Below are 26,894 nucleotides of genomic sequence, written 5' to 3'. Positions count from 1 at the left end.
AACCGACCCGAGGGCTCCGAGTCGATCGACTCGACGTCGGCCTTCGTCGTCGTGACCGTGCCGCCGAAGGGCATCTGAATGCGCGCCGCAATCACCGGTGGGTCTCAGACGCCTCCGACCGGCCCCGGCTTCGAGAACGGGTTCCCGCTGTCGTCCGCTCAGCGTGGCATGTGGTTCGCTCAACAGCTGGCTCCTGACGTCCCGGTCTGTATCGCGCAATACGTCGACCTCCGCGGCGATCTTGACATCGCCGTTCTCCAGGACGCGTCGGCTCTCGCAGCACACGAATTTCAATCCGCCTACCTGAGACTGGCCGAGGTGGACGGCGAACCGGTCCAGATGGTCGATCACTCCATCGATCAGTCCGTGCACTACCTGGATCTGCGCGGCGAAGACGATCCCATGACCTCTGCGCTGGCCTGGATCGACGAGAACTACGTCCAACCTGTCGACATGGAACACGATCCACTCGTCGAGAGCTGGATCATTCAGGTCGAGGACGATCGCAACCTCTGGTACAGCAAGATTCATCACGTCGCACTCGACGGTTACGGTGCGATGACGCTCGTCAATCGAACCGCAGCCTTGTACACCGCGGCCGTCGAACACGTCGAGCCTGCCCCCAGCAAGGCGGCCGAGCTTCGGCGGCTCTACGAGCTCGATCAGGAATACCGGACGTCGTCTCGCTTCGAGACGGACAAGGAGTACTGGACCGCTCGCGCCGCGGACATCCACGACGGAGCCACCCTGTCCAACACTGCCGGGCGCACGATCGCCGCCAGTAAATTGCGCAGCGTCGCTCTACCCGACGATGTCGTCACCGAGCTCGAAGCGTCCGACGCGACCAAGGGCGGAACCGCGGCCGCGGTGTTCATCGCCGCCTTCGGCTGCTACCTCTCGCGGATGACCGGGCGGGAGGACGTCTCGGTCAACATCCCGGTGTCCGCGCGCACCACCGCACTGCTTCGCCGATCCGGTGGGATGCTCGTCAACGTCGCACCCATTCCGATCCATGTACCCCAGGACGCGACCGTCGGCGAGCTGGTTCAGCAGGTCCAGCTCGAATTGATGGGGGCCCTGCGGCACCAGCGTTTCAGCATCGAGGACATTCGGCGTGAGCTGGCGGCTTCGGGCAGCGACAAGCAACTGTCCGGCCCGATGGTCAACATGATGCTGTTTCATCAGCAGATCGAACTCGGCTCGATCGTCGGCGAATTCAACATCGTGACCTCGGGTCCTGTCGAGGACCTTCTGGTCAACGTCTATCAGAGCGGTTCTCCGGCAAGGACGTTCGTCGATTTCAGGGCCAACCCCAACCGGTACGACGACGACGATCTCACCGCACACCATTCGAGTTTCGTCGACATGGTGCAATCCTTCATCGCGGCCGGACCCGATGTCGCCGTTGTCGACGTACATCCGGACAGCGCACGCGAAGGCCAACGTCGACGTCGCGCCGCAGCCCAGCTCGCCTACTGGACCGACCGGCTCGCCGATGCCCCCGATCTCCTCGATCTTCCGACCGACCGTTCGCGCCCCTCGCGCATCGGTCATGTTCGCGCATCCCACGAGGTGACCATCGGATCCGAATCGTGGTCCGCAGTGGCTCGGTTGGCCGCCGAACGTTCCACGACTCCGTTCGTGGTGCTCGAATCCGTTCTCGCCGTGTTGCTTTCGCGACTGGCCAACACCGACGACGTGTCGATCGCCGTGCCTGCGGGTGACGGCAACACCGTGGTGCTGCGGTCCCGACCCGACGTTCGGCACTCGTTCGCCGATTTCGTCGATGCGTCCGGAACCGACTTCGATGCTGCGATGGCGCACGGGGAGACGTCCTTCGAGGACGTCGTCACGGCCCTCGGTCTGCCGAGCTCGGAGTCGTACAGCCCCCTTGCCCAGGTTGCGCTCCGGTTCGGTCCGTCCGCGCTGCCGCGTGACGGGGTTGGCATGGACCTGGTAGTCACCGTCGACGAGTCCGACGATGTCGCGGTCGTTTTCGACTACGCCACAGAACTGTTCGAAGCCGCGAGCATGGCTCAGCTCGCCCGCCGCCTCGTACGCGTGCTCGACGCTGTGATCGGCGAGCCGGATCTGAGGATCGGCGATGTGGACCTGCTGTCCACCGCCGAACGCGCTCGCCTGGCTCCGGTTCGGGGGCCGCGGTCTGTGGCGGGTGTGGTGTTGCCGGAGTTGTTGGCTGGTGCTGTGGGTGTTGCTGGTGTCGGTGGTGTTGCGGTGGTGTCGGGGTCGCGGTCTGTTTCGTATGGTGAGTTGGATGCGGCGTCGTCGCGGTTGGCGCGGATGTTGATGTCGTGTGGGGTGGGTCCGGGGTCGTTCGTGGCGTTGGCGTTGTCGCGGTCGGTGGAGTCCGTGGTGGCGGTGTGGGCGGTGGCGAAGGCCGGTGGTGCGTTCTTGCCGGTGGATCCGAAGTATCCGGTGGATCGGATCGAGCACATGTTGGTCGATTCGGGTGCTGTGGTGGGTGTGACGTTGGGTGCCGATGTGGGTGTGTTGTCGGGTGTGGGTGGGGTGTCGTGGGTGGTGCTCGATGATGCCGATGTGGTGGCGGATCTGGCGTTTCGGTCGTCTGCTCCGGTGTTGGATGCCGAGCGTTCGGGTGTGTTGCGGCTCGATGATGCGGCGTATCTGATCTATACGTCGGGTTCGACGGGTGTGCCCAAGGGTGTGGTGGTCACTCATCGTGGTGTGGGGAACTTGGCTGCCGAGGAGCGGGTTCGGTTCGGTGTGGGTCCGTCGTCGCGGGTGTTGGCGTTTGCGTCGCCGAGTTTCGATGCCTCGATTCTCGAGTTCGTGTTGGCGTTCTCGGGTGGGGCGACGATGGTGATTGCTCCGCCGTTGGTGTTCGGTGGGGTGGAGTTGGCGTCGTTGTTGGCGCAGGAGCGGGTCTCTCATGCGTTCGTCACGCCTGCGGCGTTGGCGTCGGTGGATCCGGTGGGGTTGGAGTCGGTCGAGGTGGTGGTGACCGGTGGTGATGTGTGTGCGCCGGAGTTGGTGGCGCGGTGGGCGCCGGGTCGGCGGATGTTCAATGCGTACGGTCCGACGGAGGCGACGATTTTCTCGTCGATCTCGTCGGCGTTGGTGGTGGGGGAGTCGGTCGATATCGGTTCGCCGACGATCGGTTTCGCGGAGGTGGTGTTGGATTCGCGGTTGAATCCGGTGCCGGTGGGTGTGGTGGGTGAGTTGTATCTGGCGGGTCCGGCGTTGGCTCGTGGGTATCACGCGCGGTTGGGTTTGACGGCGGAGCGGTTCGTGGCCAATCCGTTCGGTGGTGCGGGTTCGCGGATGTATCGCACCGGTGATGTGGTGCGGTGGAATGCTTCGGGTGCGTTGGAGTATGTGGGGCGTAGCGATTTCCAGGTGAAGGTGCGTGGTTTCCGGATCGAGTTGGGTGAGATCGATTCGGTGTTGGCTGCGGTGCCGGGTGTCGATTTCGTGGTCACCATCGGTCGTGAGAGTGCTGCTGGGGCAACGTTGTTGGTGTCGTATGTGTTGCCGGTGGCCGGTGCCGGGGTCGAGGCGGATGCGTTGCGCGAGCATGCCGGTTCGGTGTTGCCTGCGCATATGGTGCCCTCGGCGTTCGTGATGCTCGAGTCCATTCCTCTCACTCCCGCAGGCAAACTGGACCGAAACGCACTCCCCGAACCCGAACTCGGTTCGCAGGGTGCATTCGAGGCCGCGGAAACGGAGTACGAGGCCGCAGTGGCGACCGTGTTCCGCGACGTTCTCGAGGTCGACCGGGTCGGCGTGACCGACAGCTTCTTCGATCTCGGCGGAAACTCCCTCGTGGCAACGCGTCTGATCGCTCGGGTCAATTCGGCTCTCGGAACCGATCTCAAGGTGCTGGACCTCTTCGAGGCGCCGACCGTGAGGACCCTGTCCGAACGCGCCGAGGCCAAGGGCGCATCGCTGCATCGCCGTCCGGCGCTCGTCGCCGTGGACCGGCCCGATTCGATCCCACTGTCTCTCGCACAGCAGCGGATGTGGTTCATCAACCAGTTCGATGTGTCCTCGCCCGCGTACAACATCCCGCTCACCGTGCGACTGACCGGTCGACTGGACGTCGATGCGATGGCTGCGGCCGTCGGCGACGTTCTGTCCCGGCACGAGTCGCTGCGCACCGTGTTCCCGACCGTGGGCGATCTGCCGAACCAGGTCATCACACCGGTCGAGGACGTCACCGGATCGACGCTGCCCCTCGATGTGGTCGACGTCGACGCCGGCTCGGTCGATGCGCTCGTCCGTGCTGCCGCGACAACAGGATTCGACGTCACGGTCGATCTTCCCTTCCGTGCGGTGCTGTACAGGACCGGTTCGGAAGATTTCGTACTCTCCATCGTCGTCCACCACATTGCGGCGGACGGTGCGTCGATGGCACCGCTGGCCCGAGACGTGATGGTCGCCTACGGTGCCCGATCCGCCGGTTCGGCTCCGGTGTGGGAGCCACTCGCCGTCCAGTACGCGGATTTCGCGTTGTGGCAGCACGCCGTTCTCGGCGACGAGAGCGATTCCACCTCGGTGGCGTCGCGGCAGATCGAATTCTGGCAGTCGGCTCTGGCGGATCTGCCGGACGTATTGCCGATGCCGCTCGATCGTCCGCGTCCCATCCGGCAGTCGATGCGCGGCAGCGTCACCCCGTTCACGATTCCGGCCGACGTCGCCGCACGATTGAGTTCGGTTGCTGCCGAACATGACTCGACCCTGTTCATGGTTGTTCATTCGGCGCTTGCACTCCTGCTCGCGCGGCTGAGCGGAACTCAGGACATCGCTGTCGGTACGCCGATCGCCGGTCGAGGCGACGCGGCCCTGGACGACCTGGTCGGCATGTTCGTCGGTACCCTCGTTCTGCGAACACAGGTCGAGCCGCAAGAAACCTTCACCGATCTGCTCGCCGACACTCGTCGCTCCGACCTCGCCGCCTTCGACAACACCGACATCCCGTTCGAGCGTCTGGTCGACGTACTCGATCCGGTGCGGTCGACCGACCACTCGCCGCTGTTCCAGGTTCTGCTCGAGTTCCAGAACAATGCAGCCGTCACGTTGGAGCTGCCCGATCTCACCGTTCGGTTCGAGGAGATCGGCACCGACACGGCAAAATTCGATCTACAGCTGCGTGTGGATCAGGAGCCCGTCGACCCGTCCGGTGCACTGTCGGCGTCGTTCACCTACGCCACGGATCTGTTCGATCCCGAAACCATCGACCGGTTCGTCGATCGCTTCCTGCGGATCGTGTCGACCATCGGAACGTCGACGGACGTACGCACCGCAGACATCGACATTCTGTCCGCCGCGGAGCGGGAACTCGTCCTGTTCGAGTGGAACGACACCGCACGTCTGATCGAACCTCCGGTCCACCAGCAGATTCCGGCCGGCGGCGCCGACATGACGCTCAGCAGTCTGTTCGACCGACAGGTACAGCGCAGTCCGTACTCGACAGCGCTCGTGTTCGAGGACGAACACATCACCTATCTCGAACTGGACGAACGCGCGAATCAGCTCGCGCGTCATCTCATCTCGCTCGGCGTGACACCCGAATCCCATGTCGGCCTGGCGATTCGCCGGTCGATCGATCTGCTCGTCGGCATGTACGCGATCGTCAAGGCCGGTGGTGCCTATGTACCGATCGACCCGGACCATCCCGTCGAGCGGTCGTCCTACGTCCTCTCCAGCGCCCAGCCCGTGTGCATCCTCACCACCAGTCGCGACTGGATCAACATCCCGGTCGCAACTCCGGTCCTGGCCGTCGATCTGCTCGACGTCTCCGATCGCGACCACTCCACGATCACCGACTCGGACCGACTGGGAAGACTGCACGGCTCGAACACCGCATACGTCATCTACACCTCCGGCTCGACCGGTCGGCCCAAGGGTGTCGCAGTCACGCACTCGGCCATCGTGAACCGGCTGCTGTGGATGCAGCACGAATATCACCTCGAGCCTGCGGACACCGTTCTGCAGAAGACTCCGGCGACGTTCGACGTCTCGGTGTGGGAGTTCTTCTGGCCACTACAGGTCGGTGCCAAGCTCGTCGTGGCCGAACCCGACGGACACCGCGATCCCGTGTATCTGTCCCGCATCATCGCGCAGGAGCACATCACCACGGCGCACTTCGTGCCGTCGATGCTCGCGGTGTTCGCAGCCGGGGCACGGGCTGCGGAATGTGTCTCGCTCCGACTGGTCTTCTGCAGCGGCGAGGCGCTTCCACCTGCCACCGCGGCGCAGTTCGCGCAGTTCTCACTCGCGGAACTGCACAACCTCTACGGTCCGACCGAGGCGGCAGTCGACGTCAGCTACTACCACGTGACCGGGCGCGAGTCCGTCTCGATTCCCATCGGCGCACCGGTGTGGAACACGCGTTTGTACGTGCTCGACGCGTCGTTGCGACCGGCTCCGATCGGTGCTCCCGGCGAGCTGTATCTCGCCGGTGTGCAACTCGCTCGCGGGTACGTCGGCCGAGGCGACCTGACAGCGGATCGCTTCGTTGCGGATCCGTTCGGCGAGCCGGGCGAGAGGCTCTATCGCACAGGTGATCTGGTGCGCTGGCGCGCCGACGGCGAGCTCGAGTACATCGGCCGCACGGACTTTCAGGTCAAGCTGCGAGGGCTCCGGATCGAATTGCCCGAGATCGAAGCGGTTCTCCTTCGATCCGAATCGGTCGCACAGGCGATCGCACTGGTGCACAAGGACCCGAACACCGGTGAGACCCTCGTGGCCTACGTGGTCGGTGCGCCCGGCCACGCCGTCGATCCCGCGCATCTGACGGCCGAGGCCGCGCGCCGTCTCCCGGGGTACATGGTGCCCTCACACGTGGTGGTACTCGACTCGCTGCCGGTCAACGCCAGCGGCAAGCTCGACCGGAAGGCATTGCCTGCGCCCGAATTCACTGTCGCTGCATCGGAATTCTTCGGGCCCGAGAACCCGGTCGAGGAGATCGTCGCCGGAGTTTTCGGCGATCTCCTCGGTATGGCCCAGGTCAGTGTCACGTCGAGCTTCTTCGAAATCGGCGGCAACTCGCTGATCGCGATGCGGTTGGTCGCGCGAATCAATGCGGCACTCGGAACCGATATCGGTATCAGGGATCTGTTCGACGCCCCCACCGTGCGAGCGCTGTCGGCAGGCATCGAACTCGGTGAGCACGACGCTGCAGCCGCCCCTCGGCTGGTCCCGCAGGAGCGACCGGATGCAGTGCCCCTGTCGCTGGCCCAGCAGCGGATGTGGTTCATCAATCAGTACGACACCGAATCGGCTGCCTACAACGTCGCGTTCGCCATGCGCCTGAGCGGCGCGCTCGATGTCGATGCGATGCACTCGGCCATCGCCGACGTGCTCGGTCGACACGAGTCGCTGCGCACGATGTTCCCGCTGACCGACGACGCTCCGGTGCAGTCGATCCTCGACGTGGAATCTGCACTGCCGGATCTGACTCCGATCCTCGCGAACGACGAGCGCCACGTCATGGAGTTGATCGCCGACGTCGCCGGCTCGGGCTTCGACGTCGTGGCCGATGTTCCGCTGCGAGTTCGACTGGTTCGGGTCAGCGAGAACGAGCATGTGCTCGTGATGGTGGTACACCACATCTCCTCCGACGGGTTCTCGAGCGCCCCGCTGGCCCGCGACCTGATGGTGTCCTACAGTGCCCGCGCCGCAGGGCATGCACCCAGCCAGGAACCGTTGCCGGTGCAGTATGCCGATTACGCACTGTGGCAGCGCCGGTTCCTCGGCGCGGAGTCCGACCCCGAGTCGTTGATGGCCAAGCAGCTCGCCTACTGGGTCGAGACACTGTCCGGCAGCCCCGAGGTTCTGACGCTGCCGACCGACCGCCCGCGTCCCGCGGTGGCTTCCCTGCGCGGCGACAGCGTCACGTTCGAGATCGACGCCTCGGTTCATGCCCGCCTCGCTACTGTTGCCGCCGAACACAATTCGAGCTCGTTCATGATCGTGCACGCGGCTCTTGCCGTACTGCTGGCCCGACTCTCGGGTACCGAGGACATCTCGGTCGGAACGCCGATCTCGGGCCGAGGAGACGCCGCACTCGACGAACTCGTCGGCATGTTCGTCAACACCCTCGTTCTGCGCACTCAGGTTCCCGGCTCGATGCGGTTCGAGGACCTGCTCTCGGACGTTCGCTCCGTGGACCTGGCCGCGTTCACGCATTCGGATGTCCCGTTCGAACGGGTGGTGGACGCGGTCGATCCCGCGAGGTCGACTGCCCATGCGCCGTTGTTCCAGGTGATGCTCGAGTTCCAGCAGACCGACCGACCGACCGTGACGTTGCCCGGACTGTCGATCGAGAGCATCGAGCTACCCAACGACATTTCCAACTTCGATCTGCAGTTGACGATCTCGGAGGAATTCGACGCGTCCGGCGCACCGGTCGGCATCGAAGCCGGATTCCGTTACGCCACAGAACTGTTCGACGCGGATACCGTCCGAGTTCTCGCCGATCGCCTGGTACGAATCCTCGACGCCGTGACCGCCGTGCCGTCCATCCGAGTCGGTGACATCGAAATCTTGTCTGCCAACGAGTACGACTCGCTGGCTCCGGTTCGTGGGCCGCGGTCTGTGGCGGGTGTGGTGTTGCCGGAGTTGTTGGCTGGTGCTGTGGGTGTTGCTGGTGTCGGTGGTGTTGCGGTGGTGTCGGGGTCGCGGTCTGTTTCGTATGGTGAGTTGGATGCGGCGTCGTCGCGGTTGGCGCGGATGTTGATGTCGTGTGGGGTGGGTCCGGGGTCGTTCGTGGCGTTGGCGTTGTCGCGGTCGGTGGAGTCCGTGGTGGCGGTGTGGGCGGTGGCGAAGGCCGGTGGTGCGTTCTTGCCGGTGGATCCGAAGTATCCGGTGGATCGGATCGAGCACATGTTGGTCGATTCGGGTGCTGTGGTGGGTGTGACGTTGGGTGCCGATGTGGGTGTGTTGTCGGGTGTGGGTGGGGTGTCGTGGGTGGTGCTCGATGATGCCGATGTGGTGGCGGATCTGGCGTTTCGGTCGTCTGCTCCGGTGTTGGATGCCGAGCGTTCGGGTGTGTTGCGGCTCGATGATGCGGCGTATCTGATCTATACGTCGGGTTCGACGGGTGTGCCCAAGGGTGTGGTGGTCACTCATCGTGGTGTGGGGAACTTGGCTGCCGAGGAGCGGGTTCGGTTCGGTGTGGGTCCGTCGTCGCGGGTGTTGGCGTTTGCGTCGCCGAGTTTCGATGCCTCGATTCTCGAGTTCGTGTTGGCGTTCTCGGGTGGGGCGACGATGGTGATTGCTCCGCCGTTGGTGTTCGGTGGGGTGGAGTTGGCGTCGTTGTTGGCGCAGGAGCGGGTCTCTCATGCGTTCGTCACGCCTGCGGCGTTGGCGTCGGTGGATCCGGTGGGGTTGGAGTCGGTCGAGGTGGTGGTGACCGGTGGTGATGTGTGTGCGCCGGAGTTGGTGGCGCGGTGGGCGCCGGGTCGGCGGATGTTCAATGCGTACGGTCCGACGGAGGCGACGATTTTCTCGTCGATCTCGTCGGCGTTGGTGGTGGGGGAGTCGGTCGATATCGGTTCGCCGACGATCGGTTTCGCGGAGGTGGTGTTGGATTCGCGGTTGAATCCGGTGCCGGTGGGTGTGGTGGGTGAGTTGTATCTGGCGGGTCCGGCGTTGGCTCGTGGGTATCACGCGCGGTTGGGTTTGACGGCGGAGCGGTTCGTGGCCAATCCGTTCGGTGGTGCGGGTTCGCGGATGTATCGCACCGGTGATGTGGTGCGGTGGAATGCTTCGGGTGCGTTGGAGTATGTGGGGCGTAGCGATTTCCAGGTGAAGGTGCGTGGTTTCCGGATCGAGTTGGGTGAGATCGATTCGGTGTTGGCTGCGGTGCCGGGTGTCGATTTCGTGGTCACCATCGGTCGTGAGAGTGCTGCTGGGGCAACGGTGTTGGTGTCGTATGTGTTGCCGGTGGCCGGTGCCGGGGTCGAGGCGGATGCGTTGCGCGAGCATGCCGGTTCGGTGTTGCCTGCGCATATGGTGCCCTCGGCGTTCGTGATGCTCGAGTCCATTCCTCTCACTCCCGCAGGCAAACTGGACCGAAACGCACTCCCCGAACCGGACTGGTCCGCTCAGGTCACGGCCGGTCGCGATGCGGACAACGCGGTCGAGAAGACGTTGGCCGGATTGTTCGCCGAGGTTCTTCGACTGGACCGCGTCGGCGTCGACGATTCGTTCTTCGCTCTCGGCGGCGACAGCATCATGTCGATTCAGCTGGTCTCGCGTGCCAAGGCAGCCGGATTGTCCCTGTCGCCACGAGATGTGTTCGAGCACAAGACCGTTGCGGCACTGGCCGAGGTGGTCGCGTCCGGAGACGGCACTGCACCTCTCGTACTGGAGGAATTGCCAGGTGGCGGTGTCGGTGACGTACCGCTGACTCCGATCGTCGCCTGGATGCTCGATCGGACGGCTGTCCTCGACAAGCACACGCAGACGGCGGTTCTCACCCTCCCGGTCGATATCGAGCTGGATGTGCTCGAGGCAACCGTGCAAACGGTCCTCGATCACCACGACATGCTCCGCGGCGTTCTGCACCGGGGTGAGCACCCCACGATGGAGGTGCTTCCCGCCGGATCGATCGCGGCGAACTCGGTCGTGCACCGCGTGGCGTCGACGACCGTTCGGGGAGAAGGGTTCTCGAAGCAGGCAACGGCCGAGGCAGAAGCAGCAGTCGGCCGGTTGGCACCCGATTCCGGTGTGATGATCCAGATGGTGTGGTTCGACGCCGGCCCCGAGGGGAGCCGTCTGCTGGTCGTCGCCCACCACTTGGTCATCGACGGCGTGTCCTGGCGAATCCTGGTTCCGGACCTCGCGTCGGCATGGGCCCAGATCATCGGCGGGAACACTCCTGAGCTGGCTCCGGTCGGCACTTCCATGCGTCGGTGGTCGCACGGGTTGCGTGAGGTCACCGCCACCCGCGGTGACGAGCTGGTGATCTGGCGCGACGTTCTGGCACAACCGGATCCGCTCATCGGATCACGCGCGCTCGATCGCGAGATCGACGTGTACAGGACGGTGGACAAGATCGAGATGACGTTGTCCACCGACGTCACCGAGGGGCTACTGACAGCACTGCCCGATGCGTTCCACGGCAGCGTCAACGACGGTCTGCTCGCCGCACTCGCGCTCGCCACGGCGGTGTGGCGACGTGATCGGGGAGTGACCGTGGACGACGCTCTCATCTCGCTGGAGGGTCACGGCCGCGAGGACCACGTGGTACCCGGTGCCGATCTGGGCCGGACCATCGGTTGGTTCACCACGATCTACCCGCTCAGGCTCACCCTCGCCGGTCTGGACCTGGACGACGCACTCGCCGGCGGTGCCGACGCAGCACGACTGATCAAAACGGTCAAGGAGCAGTTGCTGGCGGTCCCCGATCACGGCATCGGTTACGGCATGCTCCGCTACCTGGACGAGGACGGCACCGCTGCTCTGCGCGACTTCCCGGCTCCCCAGGTCAGTTTCAACTATCTCGGGCGCTACAGCACCGACGTTCCGGACGAGCTGCGTGGACACGGCTGGCTGCCGGTCGACGACTCCGGTGTCGGCGATTCGCAGGACGCCGATCTACCGGTAGCAGCAGTGCTCGACATCAATGCCGTCACCACCGCGACGCCGACCGGCCCGCGCCTCGAGGCGACGTTCGCTTTCCCCACCGGGGTGCTCGCCGCCGCCGAGGTCACCGAACTGGCGGAGTTGTGGCGTCAGGCCCTCACCGCGCTGACACAGCTCGCCCAGCGACCGGGGGCCGGTGGCTTCACGCCGTCCGACCTCGATCTGGTGCGGCTCGATCAGAGTTCCATCGACCACCTCGAACGGGTCTATCCCACGCTGGACGACATCTGGTCCATGACGCCCCTGCAGGCCGGATTGCTGTTCCACGCCGAGCTGTCGGATCAGTCCGTCGACGCCTACATCGTCCAACTCGTGTTGGAGCTGCGCGGAAGCGTCGACGAGGCACGGTTCCGACGTGCTGCCCGAGCGCTCCTGCGTAGACACGCGAACCTGCGGACTGCCTTCGTTCACAACGACGACGGCGAGTCCATACAGATCGTTCACCACGACGTGGACGCTCCCTGGTCGTCGATCGACCTGACCGGACTGGACGCCGACGATCGAGCCGTCGAGCTCGATCGCATCGAACACGACGATCGCGCCACCAGATTCAACATGGCGCAGGCACCTCTGTTGCGCTTCATGCTGATCACGGTGGCGCCCGGCGAGTGGCGTCTGGTGATGACCAACCACCACATCCTGCTCGACGGTTGGTCCACACCGTTGCTGCTCAAGGACCTGCTGACGCTCTACGTGGTCGACGGCGACGAAACCGTGCTCCCGCGGGTTCCCGCCTATCGCGACTACCTGTCATGGCTGGCGAAGCGTGACCGTTCGTCGGCACTGGCCGCGTGGACCGACGCGCTCGCAGGCTTGTCCGAGCCGACCCTGTTGACGCCGGTCGAGAGCCGACGCCAGGAGTCGACGTTGGCAGGTCGGTCGCTGGTCTCGCTCGATGTGGAGCAGACGGACCGGCTGCGCAGCGTCGCTCGTGTACGTGGCGTGACGATGAACTCCATGGTGCAGGCGTCGTGGGCCCTCGTGCTCGGCACTCTGACCGGACGCTCCGACGTCGTGTTCGGTGCCACCGTGTCCGGACGCCCGCCGGAGGTCTCCGACATCGAGGCCATGGTCGGTCTGTTCATCAACACTCTGCCGGTGCGGATCGTGCTCGATCCGTCGGAGACACTCGGCGAGTACCTCGAGCGGGTGCAGGCCGAACAGGCCGCTCTGCTCGATCACCACTACCTCGGCCTCACCGACATCCAGCGTGCGGTGGGACCGGCCGTCGCCTTCGACACCCTGACGGTGTTCGAGTCCTACCCGATGGACCGCGCGGGATTGTCGGCCGAGACCGACCTCGCCGGAATGCAGGTGCACGACGTGCACGACGGCAGCGACACAGCGCAGTATCCGCTGACCTTGGTCGCCATGGTCGACGACCGGCTGCACATCGAGGCGAAGTACTTGCCGGAGTTGTTCGAGCACAGCGTCGTCGAGGCGACGGTCGACAGGATCGTGCGGGTCCTCGACGCCATTGCCACCGACACCGGTCGACTCGTGGGGTCCCTGTCGTTGCTGTCCGACGACGAACTGGTCCGGTTGGCACCGGTCCAGGGGCCGGCTGCCGAAGCAGTTCGACTGCTCCCGGACATCCTCACCGCCGCTGCTGCGGGCAACCTGCACGGCACCGCTCTGTGGAATGACGGGCGCACGGTCGACTACGCCGAGCTCGACGCGCAGTCCTCGGCTCTCGCCCGAACGCTGATCGCTCGCGGTGCCGGTCCGGAAACCGTTGTCGCACTGGCTCTGCCACGTTCCATCGAATCGGTACTCGGAATCTGGGCGATCGCGAAGACCGGCGCGGCATTCCTGCCGATCGATCCGAACTACCCGCGCGATCGCGTCGAGCACATGCTCGTCGACTCGAACGCCTCGCTCGGCCTGACCGTGTCCGCGCACACATCAGCCGTCGAGGGTCTGGGATCCGCCCGGTGGACCGTTCTCGATCACGACGACACGAGCGCCGACATCGCCGGTCACTCGACCGCGCCGGTTCTCGACGGCGACCGAATCCGCCCGATTCACATCGATCAGGTCGCGTACCTGATCTACACCTCCGGCTCGACCGGTGTGCCCAAGGGCGTCACCGTCACTCACCGGGGGTTGGCGAACCTGGCGGAGGAGGAGCGCACTCGTTTCGAGGTGACCCCGGACGCGCGGGTTCTGGCGTTCGCGTCTCCGAGCTTCGATGCCTCGATTCTCGAACTGCTGATGGTGCTCTCCGGTGCCGCGACGATGGTCATCGCGCCGACGTCGGTCTACGGTGGAGCCGAGTTGGCTCAGCTGCTCGCTGCGCAGCAGGTGACGCATGCGTTCGTCACCCCAGCCGCGCTTGCATCGGTGGATCCGGACGGCCTGACGGAGCTGCGAGTCGTCGCGACCGGTGGCGACGTCTGTCCTCCGGAACTCGTCGCCCGCTGGGCACCGGGCCGCCGGATGTTCAACGCGTACGGTCCGACCGAAGCGACCATCTTCTCGTCCGTCAGCGATCAGCTGCATATCGATTCGACGATCGACATCGGTTCGCCGACAATCGGGTTCAGCGAGGTCGTCCTCGACTCGCGACTGCACCCGGTACCCGTCGGTGTTGCGGGTGAGCTCTATCTCGCCGGTCCGGCGCTCGCCCGGGGTTATCACTGCCGATTCGGCCTGACGGCCGAGCGTTTCGTGGCGAATCCCTTCGGCGAGCCGGGTGCGCGGATGTACCGCACCGGCGATGTCGTCCGGTGGACCGAGTCGGGAACGCTCGAATACGTCGGGCGCAGCGACTTCCAGGTCAAGGTGCGCGGTTTCCGCATCGAACTGGGCGAGATCGACGCCGTCCTGACCGATGATCCTTCCGTCGAGTTCGCGACCACCGTCGGTGTCGACGGTCCGGCCGGTAACACCATTCTCGTCGCCTACGTCCTTCCGCGGTCCGGCGAGCAGATCGATGCGGCGTCTCTGCGCAGTCATGTGTCGAATTCGCTACCGACCCACATGATCCCGACGGCCTTCGTCGCCCTGGAATCGATTCCGCTGACACCGGCCGGCAAGCTGGACCGCAACGCCCTGCCCGCACCCGATCTTCATCTCGGGGACGATTCGCGTGCACCGCGCAACGACACCGAGCAGGTCATTGCCGACATCTTCGGCGAGGTACTGGGGATCGACGGCGGTGTCGGAATCGATTCGAGCTTCTTCGACCTCGGTGGGGACTCGCTCAGCGCCACCAGACTCACCGCTCGGGTCAATGCCGCCCTGGACACCACGATCAGCGTGCGTGCACTGTTCGAGGCTCCCACTGTCGAGTCGCTTGCGGTGCGCGTACACAGCGATCCGACCGGCACCGAGCGCCGTCCCGCACTCGTGGCCAAGCCGCGACCTGATTCGATTCCGTTGTCGCTCGCGCAGCAACGGATGTGGTTCATCAACCAATTCGACGTCGACTCTGCGGCCTACAACATCCCGCTTGCGGTCCGGCTGACGGGTCGACTCGACATCGACGCGATGAGTGCGGCGGTCGGGGACGTTCTCGAACGGCACGAGTCGCTGCGCACGGTGTTCCCGAGCCACGGTGAGCGCCCCGAGCAGAAGATCCTCGATGCGCAGACGGTGAGAACCGATCTCGCCGTCGTCGATCTGGCCGCCGACGAGATCGTGTCGGCCATCTCTGCCTCTGCCGCAACAGGTTTCGATGTCACGACCGATCTACCGTTCCGCGCGGTGCTGTATCGGGTTGCAGCGGACGAATTCGTGCTGTCGATCGTTGTGCACCACATCGCCGCCGACGGTGCCTCCATGGCACCCTTGGCGCGAGATGTCATGGTTGCCTACGGTTCTCGCGTAGCGACCGGCGCTCCGATGTGGGCACCACTCGACGTTCAGTACGCGGACTTCGCGATCTGGCAACGCACCGTCCTCGGCGACGAGGCCGATCCCGCGTCCCTCGCCGCGCAGCAGTTGGATTTCTGGAAGACCGCTCTCGCGGATCTTCCCGACGTACTGCCGTTGCCGCTCGATCACCCGCGGCCCACTCGGCAGTCCATGCGCGGCAACAGTGTTCGGTTCGAGATCGACCGAGCAACCCATTCGGCACTGGTCGAGTCGGCGCGCACCAACGAGGCGACCGTCTTCATGGCCGTGCACGCGGCATGGTCGATTCTGATGGCACGCATCAGCGGCACCGAGGACATCGCCGTCGGAACGCCGATCGCCGGTCGAGGCGAGGCCGCGCTCGACGATCTGATCGGCATGTTCGTCGGCACGCTGGTTCTGCGTACCCAGGTGACACCGGGGCTCTCGTTCAACGATCTGCTCCGTGCCACCCGCACAGCAGATCTGGCGGCGTTCGACAACACCGATGTTCCGTTCGAGCGACTGGTCGACGTTCTCGATCCCGCGCGTTCGACGGACCGTTCGCCGCTGTTCCAGGTGCTGGTCGAATTCCAGAACAACACCTCGGCCGCGCTCGAACTACCGGAGCTCACGGTCGAGGCCGTCGACATCGACGCGCACGTCGCGAAGTTCGATCTGCAGCTGACCGTCGCCGAGCAGTACGACGAGTCCGGTGCGCCGGCCGGGATGACCGCCGCGATCACCTACGCGGTCGATCTGTTCGAGGAATCGTCCGTCCAGGAGTTCTCGGCACGATTCGGTGCTGTGCTCGCCTCGGTGACAACCGATCCCGAGCGCGCAGTCGGCGACATCGACCTCTTGCTCCCGGGTGAGCTCGATGCCATGACGGGTGAGTGGAACCACGCAGGTCTCGTGGCATCCGACGCGACATTGGCCGATCGATTCGCCACCGCAGCAGCGCGATACCCCGACTCGCGTGCGGTCGTCTTCGGCGATCACACGCTGACTTACGCCGAGTTGGACGACCGGTCGAGCCGACTCGCGCGGCTTCTGGTCCAGCGCGGTGTGACATCGGAATCGCTCGTGGCGGTCGCGATGCCGCGCAACGAGCAGCTGATCGTCGCTCTGCTCGCGGTGATCAAGTCCGGTGGAGGCTACCTTCCGATCGACGTGTCCTACCCAGCGGATCGGCTCGCGTTCATGCTCGAGGACGCCTCGCCCGTCTGTGTGATCTCCACGGTTGCCGACAGTGCGGCAGTGCCCGCCTCGGATCTCGATGTCCTCGAGATCGATTCGCCCGAGCTGATCGCCGAACTGGACGTCATGTCGGGTGCCCCGCTGACCGATGCGGACCGCTCGGGTGGCACCAGCGCGGATTCGATCGCGTACGTCATCTACACCTCGGGCAGTACCGGTCGCCCCAAGGGCGTGCAGATCGCGCACCGCAACGTGGCGACGCTGTTCGCGAACACAGCCGATCTCTTCGATTTCGACGATCGCGACGTCTGGACGATGTTCCACTCGTATGCGTTCGACTTCTCGGTATGGGAGCTGTGGGGACCGCTGCTGCACGGCGGAACACTCGTCGTCGTCGACTACTACACCGCGCGCTCCCCGGAGCTGTTCCGCGAGTTGCTGGTACGCGAGAAGGTCACGGTTCTCAACCAGACACCGACGGCGTTTTACCAGTTCGCGGAAGCGGATCGAGTTGCGACCGGAAACCTCGCCGGAACCGCGGACTCCGATCTGTCGCTGCGGTACGTGATCTTCGGCGGAGAAGCACTCGATCTCGGTCAGTTGGCTCGCTGGTACGCCCGGCACGACGAATCCGCTCCGACTCTGGTCAACATGTACGGCATCACCGAGACGACCGTCCACGTGAGTCACCTGGCCCTGACCGAACAGTTCGCCGCCTCGGCCTCGGCCAGCGTCATCGGTCAGGCGATTCCCGCGCTGCACGTCGCGGTTCTCGACACCCGTCTCAATCCGGTGCCGCCGGGTGTGACCGGTGAAATGTACGTCTCGGGGGCACAGCTCTCTCGCGGTTACCTCGGCCGGGCCGGGCTGTCTGCCACCCGTTTCGTCGCCGATCCGTCCGGAGACCCCGGTGCCCGGATGTACCGCACCGGCGACACCGCGCGATGGAATCGCGACGGTGCACTGGAATACCTGGGCCGCAGTGACATGCAGGTGCAGTTGCACGGCTTCCGCATCGAGCTCGGCGAGATCGAGAGTGCTCTGCTGGCGTACGACGGTGTCGCGGCCTCCGTGGTCTCGGTCCGTGACGACGGATCCGGTGATCGCCTGATCGGATATGTCGTCGCCGAGGCGGGTCGAACCCTCGACCACTCCGCCGTTCTGGATTTCGTCGGGCACTCGCTGACGTCCTACATGGTTCCGGCTGCGCTGATAGTGCTGGACGAGCTGCCGCTCACTGCCAACGGAAAGCTCGATCGCCGTGCACTGCCGGCTCCGGACTTCTCGGCCAACGTGACCGAAAGCCGTTTGCCTGCAACCGAAGTCGAGTCGATCCTTGCCGGATTGTTCGCCGACGTGCTCGGCCTCGACACCGTCGGCGTCGACGACTCGTTCTTCGCGCTCGGCGGCGACAGCATCATGTCCATCCAGCTGGTCTCACGCGCCAAGGCGGCCGGTCTGGTCCTGGCTCCGCGCGACATCTTCGAGCGCAAGACCGTTGCGGCGCTGGCCGAGGTCGTCGTTCTCGGGGGCGACGCCGTCGTGCTGGAAGAGCTCGACGGTGGGGGAGTCGGCTCGCTGCCTCTGACACCCGTCGTTCGCTGGATGCTGGACCGCAGCACCGACTTCGGCCGCTACACCCAGACCGCCCTGCTTCAGCTTCCGGTCGGCATCGAGACCGAGACGCTCGAGCGCACCGTCCAGGCGGTGCTCGATCGTCACGACATGCTCCGGTCGAGGCTGTACCAGGATGCCGACGGCATCTGGCACGAGGAAGTATCTCCGATCGGCACCGTGTCCGCCGCGTCGGTCATCCATGCGGTCTCGGTCGATTCCGTGGACGGTGCCGCATTCTCTTCCCGCGCCGCAACGGAGCTCGACGCCGCAGCAGATCGACTGATCCCAGCCGACGGCGTCATGGTTCAGATGGTGTGGTTTCAGGGCCCGAACGGGTCCGGCCGACTGCTCGTCGTCGCGCATCACCTCGTGATCGACGGCGTGTCCTGGCGCATCCTCGTGCCGGATCTCGCAACGGCATGGAGCCAGATCATCGCCGGCGACGCGCCTGCGCTGGCACCGATCGGCACATCGATGCGGCGGTGGTCCACCGGTTTGGCCGAGGTCACGGCGAGCCGCGCCGACGAGATCGGGCTGTGGCAGCGCATTCTGAGCGGTGCCGATCCGACAATCGGTTCGCGACCACTCGACAAGCGCATCGACGTCGACGCCACCGTGCAGCGCATCCGCACATCACTTCCCGTCGAGGTGACCGAGCGCTTGCTGACCACGGTGCCGAACGTCTTCCGTGGCAGCGTCAACGACGGCCTCCTGGCCGGCTTGGCGTTGGCACTGACCGCGTGGCGTCGTGAACGGGGAGCCGCTGTCAGCAGCGCCCTGATCACGCTCGAAGGCCACGGCCGTGAAGACGCCGTGGTTCCCGGAGCCGATCTCGGCAGAACCGTCGGCTGGTTCACCACGATCTTCCCCGTGCGACTCGACCTCGGTTCGGTGGACGTCGCCGACGCGTTGTCGGGTGGCGACTCCGCCGGTGCACTGATCAAGGCGGTCAAGGAACAGCTGCTCGAGATCCCGGATCACGGAATCGGCTACGGCATGTTGCGGTACCTCGATTCGGCTGGAACCGAGGCGCTTTCCGGTTTCGCCGCGCCTCAGGTCAGTTTCAACTACCTCGGACGATTCTCGACCGGCTCCACCGAAGGCATGGCCGACGTTGGTTGGATTCCCGTCGCCGATGCCGAGCTCGGCGACGCGCAGAATCCGGACATGCCCGTGCCGGCTGCGCTGGACATCAACGCCGTCACCACCTCGACGCCCGACGGTCCGCAGCTCGACGCCACCTTCGCGTTCCCGGCGGGCATCCTCGATTCCGACGAGGTCGATCGGTTGATCGAACTGTGGACGCAGGCGCTGACCGCGATCACCGAGCACGCCTCGGTGCAGGGTGCGGGAGGCTTGACCCCGTCCGACCTCGAGCTGGTGGACATCGATCAGCGCTCCATCGAGGTGCTCGAGCAGCAGTTCCCCGACCTCGACGACGTGTGGTCGCTGTCGCCGCTGCAGGCCGGCTTGCTGTTCCACGCGCGCCTCGCCGGCGAGGTCGGCAGTGACACTGCGGGCGTCGACGCCTACATGGTGCAGCTCGGCCTCGAGCTGCGTGGCGTCGTCTATGCCGAGCGGATGCACTCCGCCGTGAACAAGCTCGTCTCTCGCCATCCGAACTTACGAGCAGCGTTCGTGCACAACAGCGCCGGCGAATCCCTGCAGATCGTGCAGAATTCGGTGACGGTTCCCTGGGCCGAGGTCGATCTACGCGGCGAGGCCGACGTCGACTCCGCGCTCGAGGCCGTGCTCGCCGCCGATCGCGGTGTGCGGTTCGAGATGGACTCGGCGCCGCTGCTTCGATTCACGCTGATCACCCTCGCCGACGATCACTGGCGACTGTTGCTGACCAACCACCACATCTTGCTCGACGGTTGGTCGACGCCTCTGGTCGTCAAGGAACTGATCACGCTCTACGTCACCGAGTCCGACGATTCGATGCTGCCGCGTGTGCCCGCGTACCGGGACTACCTCGCGTGGATGCGGCAACGCGACGTCGCCATCTCCACGGCGCAGTGGGTCAGCGCGATGGCGGGTGTCGAGGAGCCGACACTGCTGGTCACCGGTGATCGGGGCCGACAGTTGTCCACCGTCTCGAGCGAGACGGAAAGGTCGTTGTCGATCGAGACCACAGCGGCACTGCGCGATTTCGCAGCGCGCCGCGGTTCGACTCTGAACACCCTTGTTCAGACCGCGTGGGGCATCGTGCTCGCCATTCTGACCGGACGCGAAGACGTCGTCTTCGGTGCCACGGTGTCGGGTCGGCCGCCCGAGGTCCCTGGCATCGAAGGCATGATCGGGCTGTTCATCAACACACTGCCCGTTCGGGTCACGCTCGATCGGGCCGAGACTCTGGGTGCTCTGGTCGATCGCGTGCAGGCCGAACAGGCAGCACTGCTCGACCACCACTACCTCGGTCTGACCGACATCCAGCGCGCAGCCGGTGCCGGCGTCGCATTCGACACGCTCACCGTGTTCGAGTCGTACCCGGTCGATCGCGCCGGAGCTTCTGCGGCAACGGATTTCGCCGGCATGCAGGTGACCGACATCCTCGGAACCGATGCCGCGCACTACCCGCTCACCCTGGTGTCGTCGGTGGACGAGCGCTTGAACCTCAAGGCCAAGTACCTGCCCGAACTGTTCGAGATCGAGGACGTGCACGCGATCGTCGATCGGGTCGAGCGGGTACTCGATGCGGTACTGGCCGACGAGCAGCAGCCGCTGGCTCGACTCAGTCTGCTCGCCGATGCCGAACTCGGTTCGCTGGCACCGGTATTCGGACTCGAAGGCCGATCGACTCGGTTGCTGCCGGAGATCTTCTCCGACGCAGCTGCCGTCGACCCGGATGCCGTCGCGGTACGCAGCGTCGACGGCGAGCTGACGTACCGCGAGCTGGATCGACAGTCGAACCGTCTCGCCCGCATCCTGCTCGGTCACGGTGTTCGTACCGAGACGTTCGTGGCGCTCGGAATCGCACGATCCATCGAGTCGGTGCTGACCGTCTGGGCCGTCGCCAAGTCCGGTGCCGCGTTCGTGCCGGTCGATCCGAACTACCCGGCCGATCGCATCGAGCACATGCTGGCCGACTCCGGAGCGTCCTTCGGTGTCACCACCCGCAGTCACCTCGACGATCTGCCGTCGACCGTGCCGTGGATCGTTCTGGACGACCTCGCCACCGATGGCCCGAACGCGGTGAGCGACGAGCCCATCGCCGACGACGAACGCCACGGTCGCGTAACCCTCTCGAGTGCCGCGTACACCATCTACACGTCGGGTTCGACGGGTGTTCCTAAGGGGGTCGTGGTCACCCACTCCGGCCTCGACAACTTCGCTACCGAGCAACGCGAGCGCTATCGAGTCACGAAGGACTCACGCACACTCCATGTTTCGTCGCCCAGCTTCGATGCGTCCGTGCTCGAGTACCTGCTCGCGTTCGGCGTCGGAGCCACGATGGTGATCGTTCCGCCCACCGTGTACGGCGGAGCCGAGCTGGCATCGTTGCTGGCCGAGGAATCGGTCACTCACGGCTTCATCACCCCGTCCGCCCTCGCCTCTGTCGATCCCTCGGGGCTCGACACGTTCGCCGACGTGGTCGTCGGCGGCGAGGCGGTCCCGGCCGAGTTGGTCACCAAGTGGGCTCCGGGCCGCAACCTGTTCAACGGGTACGGACCGACCGAGGCCACGATCATGTCCAACATCAGTGCACCGATGGTGGCCGGCGAGCCGGTCTCGATCGGCGGACCGGTACGGGGTGTGTACGAGGTGGTTCTGGACTCGCGACTGCAGCCGGTTCCCATCGGGGTGGTGGGTGAGCTGTATCTCGCGGGCGTCGGATTGGCCCGCGGCTACCACGATCGGATGGGGTTGACGGCCGAACGATTCGTCGCCGATCCGTTCGGTGCTCCCGGTGCGCGCATGTACCGCACCGGAGACGTGGTGCGCTGGTCGCCGGATCTGACCATCGAGTACGTCGGTCGCAGCGACTCCCAGGTCAAGGTCCGTGGCTTCCGCATCGAACTCGGTGAGATCGACGCAGCGCTCTCTGCTCATCCGGCGGTCGACTTCGCGGCGACATTCGGAACTCCCGGGCCGACCGGTGCCACCGTTCTCGTGGCCTACGTTCGCCTGACGGGGGACGACCCGACCGAGACGGTCGATACCTTCGACACGGCCGTTCTGCGCGATCATCTCGCCGCCGCGCTGCCGTCGCACATGGTTCCGAGCGCCATCATCGTGCTCGAGTCGATTCCGCTCACACCGGTAGGCAAGCTCGACCGCGCAGCACTTCCGGTACCGGAGTTCGGCACGGCCACGTCGTACCGCGAGCCGAGCACGCCTGCCGAGCTGACGGTCGCGGCGGTCTTCGCCGAGATCCTCGAGGTGGGTCGAGTCGGTGCGGACGACGGCTTCTTCGAGCTCGGTGGCGACTCTCTCAGCGCAACGCGAGTGATCGCTCGCGTCAATGCCGAATTCGGTACATCGATCGGGGTCCGCACGATCTTCGAGACCCCGACGGTGTCGGGTCTGGCGAGCGCAGTCGGCTCGGCCGACCCACGTACGCAGCGGCCGGCCCTCGTTGCGGCGACGCGTCCGGAGCACATTCCGCTCTCGCTCGCTCAGCAGCGGATGTGGTTCATCAACCAGTTCGACACCTCGTCGGCGGCGTACAACGTGCCGTTGGTCGTCAAACTGACCGGACGGCTCGACACCGCTGCGCTGGCCGACGCGGTGGTCGATGTTCTGGGGCGCCACGAGTCCCTGCGCACGACCTTCCCCGACGGCCCCGAGTTCCCCGTGCAGCTCGTGCACCCGGCTGCCGAGGTCGCGCCCGCGGTCGAATCCGAACGGATCGATGCCGCTGTTCTCACCGATCGCGTGGCTCTGTTGGCCGGTCGAGGATTCGACGTGACCACCGAGATCCCGGTGCACGTCGAGCTGTTCGAGGTGCTCGACGCCGACAACGACGCGTCGGAGGATCCCGTCTTCGTACTCGCCATGGTGGTGCACCACATCGCCGCCGACGGCGCGTCGATGGCACCTCTCGCTCGCGACGTCGTGCTCGCCTACTCGGCGCGCAGTGCCGGTCACGCACCGAGCTGGCAGCCGCTGCCCGTCCAGTACGCCGACTACACGATCTGGCAGCGTTCGCTGCTGGGTGACGAGCAGGACGCGTCGAGTGTGGCTGCGGCTCAGCTCGAGCACTGGTCCACAGCGCTCGCGGGTCTTCCCGATCTGTTGCCGTTGCCGACGGACCGACCGAGGCCGACCACTCAGGACTTCCGCGGCGGCCGAGTCCGCTTCACCGTCGATGCCGACATCCATCGCGCCCTCGTCGCCATCACGCGCGAACAGAACGTCAGCATGTTCATGGTTCTGCACGCCGCGTTCGCGGTCGTTCTGGCACGACTGAGCGGCACCGACGACATCGCGATCACAACCCCGGTGGCCGGGCGCGGTGACGCGGCGCTCGACGACCTCGTGGGCATGTTCGTCAACACGCTCGTGCTGCGCAGCCGAGTGGACGAGTCCGCGACGTTCGACGATCTGCTGAACCAGGTCAAGACACACGACCTCGACGCGTTCGATCACACCGAAATGCCCTTCGAGAGAATCGTCGAGGTTCTCAATCCCACGCGATCGACGGCGTACGCTCCGCTGTCACAGGTCGCGCTGTCGTTCCAGAACAACGAGAAGGCCTCGCTCGAGCTGCCGAACCTACGCGTCGAAGGCTTCGACTTCGACGTTCCGGTGGCCAAGCAGGATCTGCAATTGCTGCTGTCCGAGACCTTCGACGACCAGGGGCGTCCGTCCGGCTTCGAGGCCGCATTCGACTACGCCACGTCGTTGTTCGACGCGTCCAGCGTCGAGGCCATCGCGGCGCGACTGATCCGAGTTCTCGATGCCGTCGGACGCGACCGACACGCGGTGGTCGGAGACATCGAACTTCTGGGTGCCGACGAGCAGCGCACGTTGGTGCCTGCGCGAGGAAACGCCGACGCGGCAGTTCGGACGTGGCCGGAGTTGCTCGCGGCGGCGGTCGCGCTCGATCCGTACGCAGTGGCCGTGACCTACCGAGGCATCAGCCTGTCCTACGCCGATCTCGACAGCTGGTCCAACCGGATCGCTCGGATGCTGATCGACTACGGGGTCGGTCCCGAAACGTTCGTCGCGTTGGCGCTGCCTCGGTCGATCGAGTCGGTGCTGTCGGTGTGGGCTGTGGCGAAGACCGGTGCCGCGTTCCTGCCTGTCGATCCGAACTACCCGGCGGACCGAATCGCGCACATGCTCGAAGATTCCCATTCCGCAATGGGTCTGACCGACATCGATAACAGGGCTTCGCTGCCCGACACGGTCCCGTGGCTGGTTCTGGACGATCCGGAAACCTCCGCGGAGCTATCTCGCTATCCGGCGGACGCGGTGACCGATGCCGATCGCACGGCCACCCTGCACATCGACCACCCGGCCTACCTGATCTACACCTCGGGCTCGACCGGTCGGCCGAAGGGCGTTGCGGTACGGCACCGTGGCCTGGCCAACCTCCAGGCCGAGGTGATCGAGCGATTCCGCCCCACTCGGGATTCGCGTGTTTCGCACATCGCGTCGCCGAGTTTCGACGCATCGATCTACGAGCTGACGATGGCGTTCGGCGTCGGTGCCACCGTCGTCATCGTGCCGCCGGGAGTCTTCGGCGGCGGCGACTTGGCCGACCTGCTCGAATCCGAACACGTCACGCATGCGTTCCTGACGCCGGCGGCGCTGTCGTCGATCGACGAGACACGTCTGGGCACCGTTCGGGTCCTCGCGGTCGGCGGCGAGGCCTGCACTCCCGAGCTGGTGGCGAAATGGGCACCGGGCCGCACGATGTTCAACGGCTACGGTCCGACCGAAACCACGATCCAGGCAAGCGTCGGCGGACCTCTAATGCCCGGTGGCACAGTGGATGTCGGCAAGCCGGGAACCGGATTCCGGTTCGTGGTGCTCGACGCACGACTCCGACCGGTCCCGGCCGGAGTGTCGGGCGAGCTCTACATCGCCGGTCCAGGCACCGCCCGCGGATACCTCGGTCGTTTCGGACTGACATCCGAGCGTTTCGTCGCCGATCCCTTCGGCACTCCGGGCGATCGGATGTATCGAACGGGCGACGTCGTGCGCTGGGGCAGTGCCGGGGCCGTCGAGTTCGTCGGGCGCAGTGACTTCCAGGTCAAGGTGCGCGGTTTCCGTATCGAACTCGGCGAGATCGACTCCGCTCTCACCGAGCACGAACAGGTCGGATTCGCCGCCACGATCGGTCACACGGCTGCGTCCGGCGACACCGTCCTCGTGTCCTACGTTCTCGCGGCCGACGGCGAATCGGTCGACACCGAGGCACTTCGCGATCGCGTGGCCAAAGTGCTCCCGCGGCACATGGTTCCGTCGGCGATCATCGAGCTCGACGACATTCCGCTCACTCCGGTGGGCAAGCTCGATCGACGGGCGCTGCCGGTTCCCGAGCTGACCGTGTCGACAACTCCGTACCGGGCACCGGGCACCGATGTCGAAGCCGCGATCGCCGACGCGTTCGCTCAGGTTCTCGGGGTCGAACGGGTCGGCATGGACGACAACTTCTTCGAGTTGGGCGGAACGTCGCTGGTGGCCACGAAGATCGTGCCTGCCATCGAGAACGCCATCGGGGTTCGGGTGCCGCTGCAGGCACTGTTCGTCGATCCGACGCCGGCAGGGTTGGCCGCGCGGGTCGCCGCGGATGCCGACGCGGGAGGCGCCGACCTCGATTCTGTGTTCGGAGTCGTGATTCCGCTGCGCGGCAGCGGGTCCAAGGCCCCGTTGTTCTGTGTCCACCCGGGAATCGGATTGTCATGGGGATACGCCGGTCTCGTCTCACACCTGAGCGACGACCGTCCCGTGTACGGCCTGCAGCTGCCGAGCATCGTGGAAGGGTCGAGCTTCGGATCCATTCGCGATCTCGCCCACCGGTACGCGGACGAGATCCGCGCCGTCCAGCCGGTCGGTCCGTACCACCTTCTGGGGTGGTCGCTCGGCGGCTCGCTGGCTCATGCGATAGCGGTGGAACTGCGCAGCACCGGCAGCGACGTCGCCACCCTTGCTCTCCTCGACAGCTACGTCGACGGACACGACGGCGAACAAGCCGAGGGAGCGTTGAGCGTCGAGAATCTGCTCGCCGGATTGGGGCTCGACCTGTCGGCTCAGGCGTCGACAGAGCCACTGACCTACGAACGGGGGGTCGAACTGCTCGACGAGTCGTTGGGGCAGACGACCGGCGTCTCCGCCGATCACCTCCGTCGTATCAATGCGGGATTCGAGAACTCGACTCGAATGATGGCCGAGTTCATCCCGGACGTCTTCGACGGAGATGTTTTGTTCTTCTCGGCAACGAAGGGCGCCAGCGATGGAATTGTTCGATCCCCGCAGGAATGGCGGCCGTATGTCACAGGAGATATCGTCATCCACGATGTCGACGTTTTCCACAACGAGATGACCAATGCGGACGCTGCCGACGTGATCGGGCCTGTCGTCGATTCTCATCTCGGAAATACACCCGAATAACGATTGGTGTGTTCTTCACGTCGAAGAGCACATCTGCGAAT

General features: G+C 65.4%; 1 protein-coding gene. It reads left to right on the top strand.

The features are described 5' to 3' along the window. Nucleotides 1-78: 78 nt before the first annotated feature. Complete coding sequence (locus tag CH276_RS15840; RefSeq protein WP_094629968.1) at nt 79-26,853, top strand: non-ribosomal peptide synthetase; 26,775 nt, start codon at nt 79-81, stop codon at nt 26,851-26,853. The last annotated feature ends 41 nt before the right edge of the window (nt 26,854-26,894 follow it).

Origin of the sequence: Rhodococcus sp. 06-470-2 (assembly GCF_002258235.1) — a bacterium.
Classification (GTDB): Bacteria; Actinomycetota; Actinomycetes; order Mycobacteriales; family Mycobacteriaceae; genus Rhodococcoides.
This window is presented reverse-complemented; position numbering and strand designations above follow the sequence as displayed.

Bases quoted from the DNA above. Each gene is read 5' to 3' on its own strand.
- CH276_RS15840 (WP_094629968.1), top strand. From the start codon at position 79: ATGCGCGCCGCAATCACCGGTGGGTCTCAGACGCCTCCGACCGGCCCC.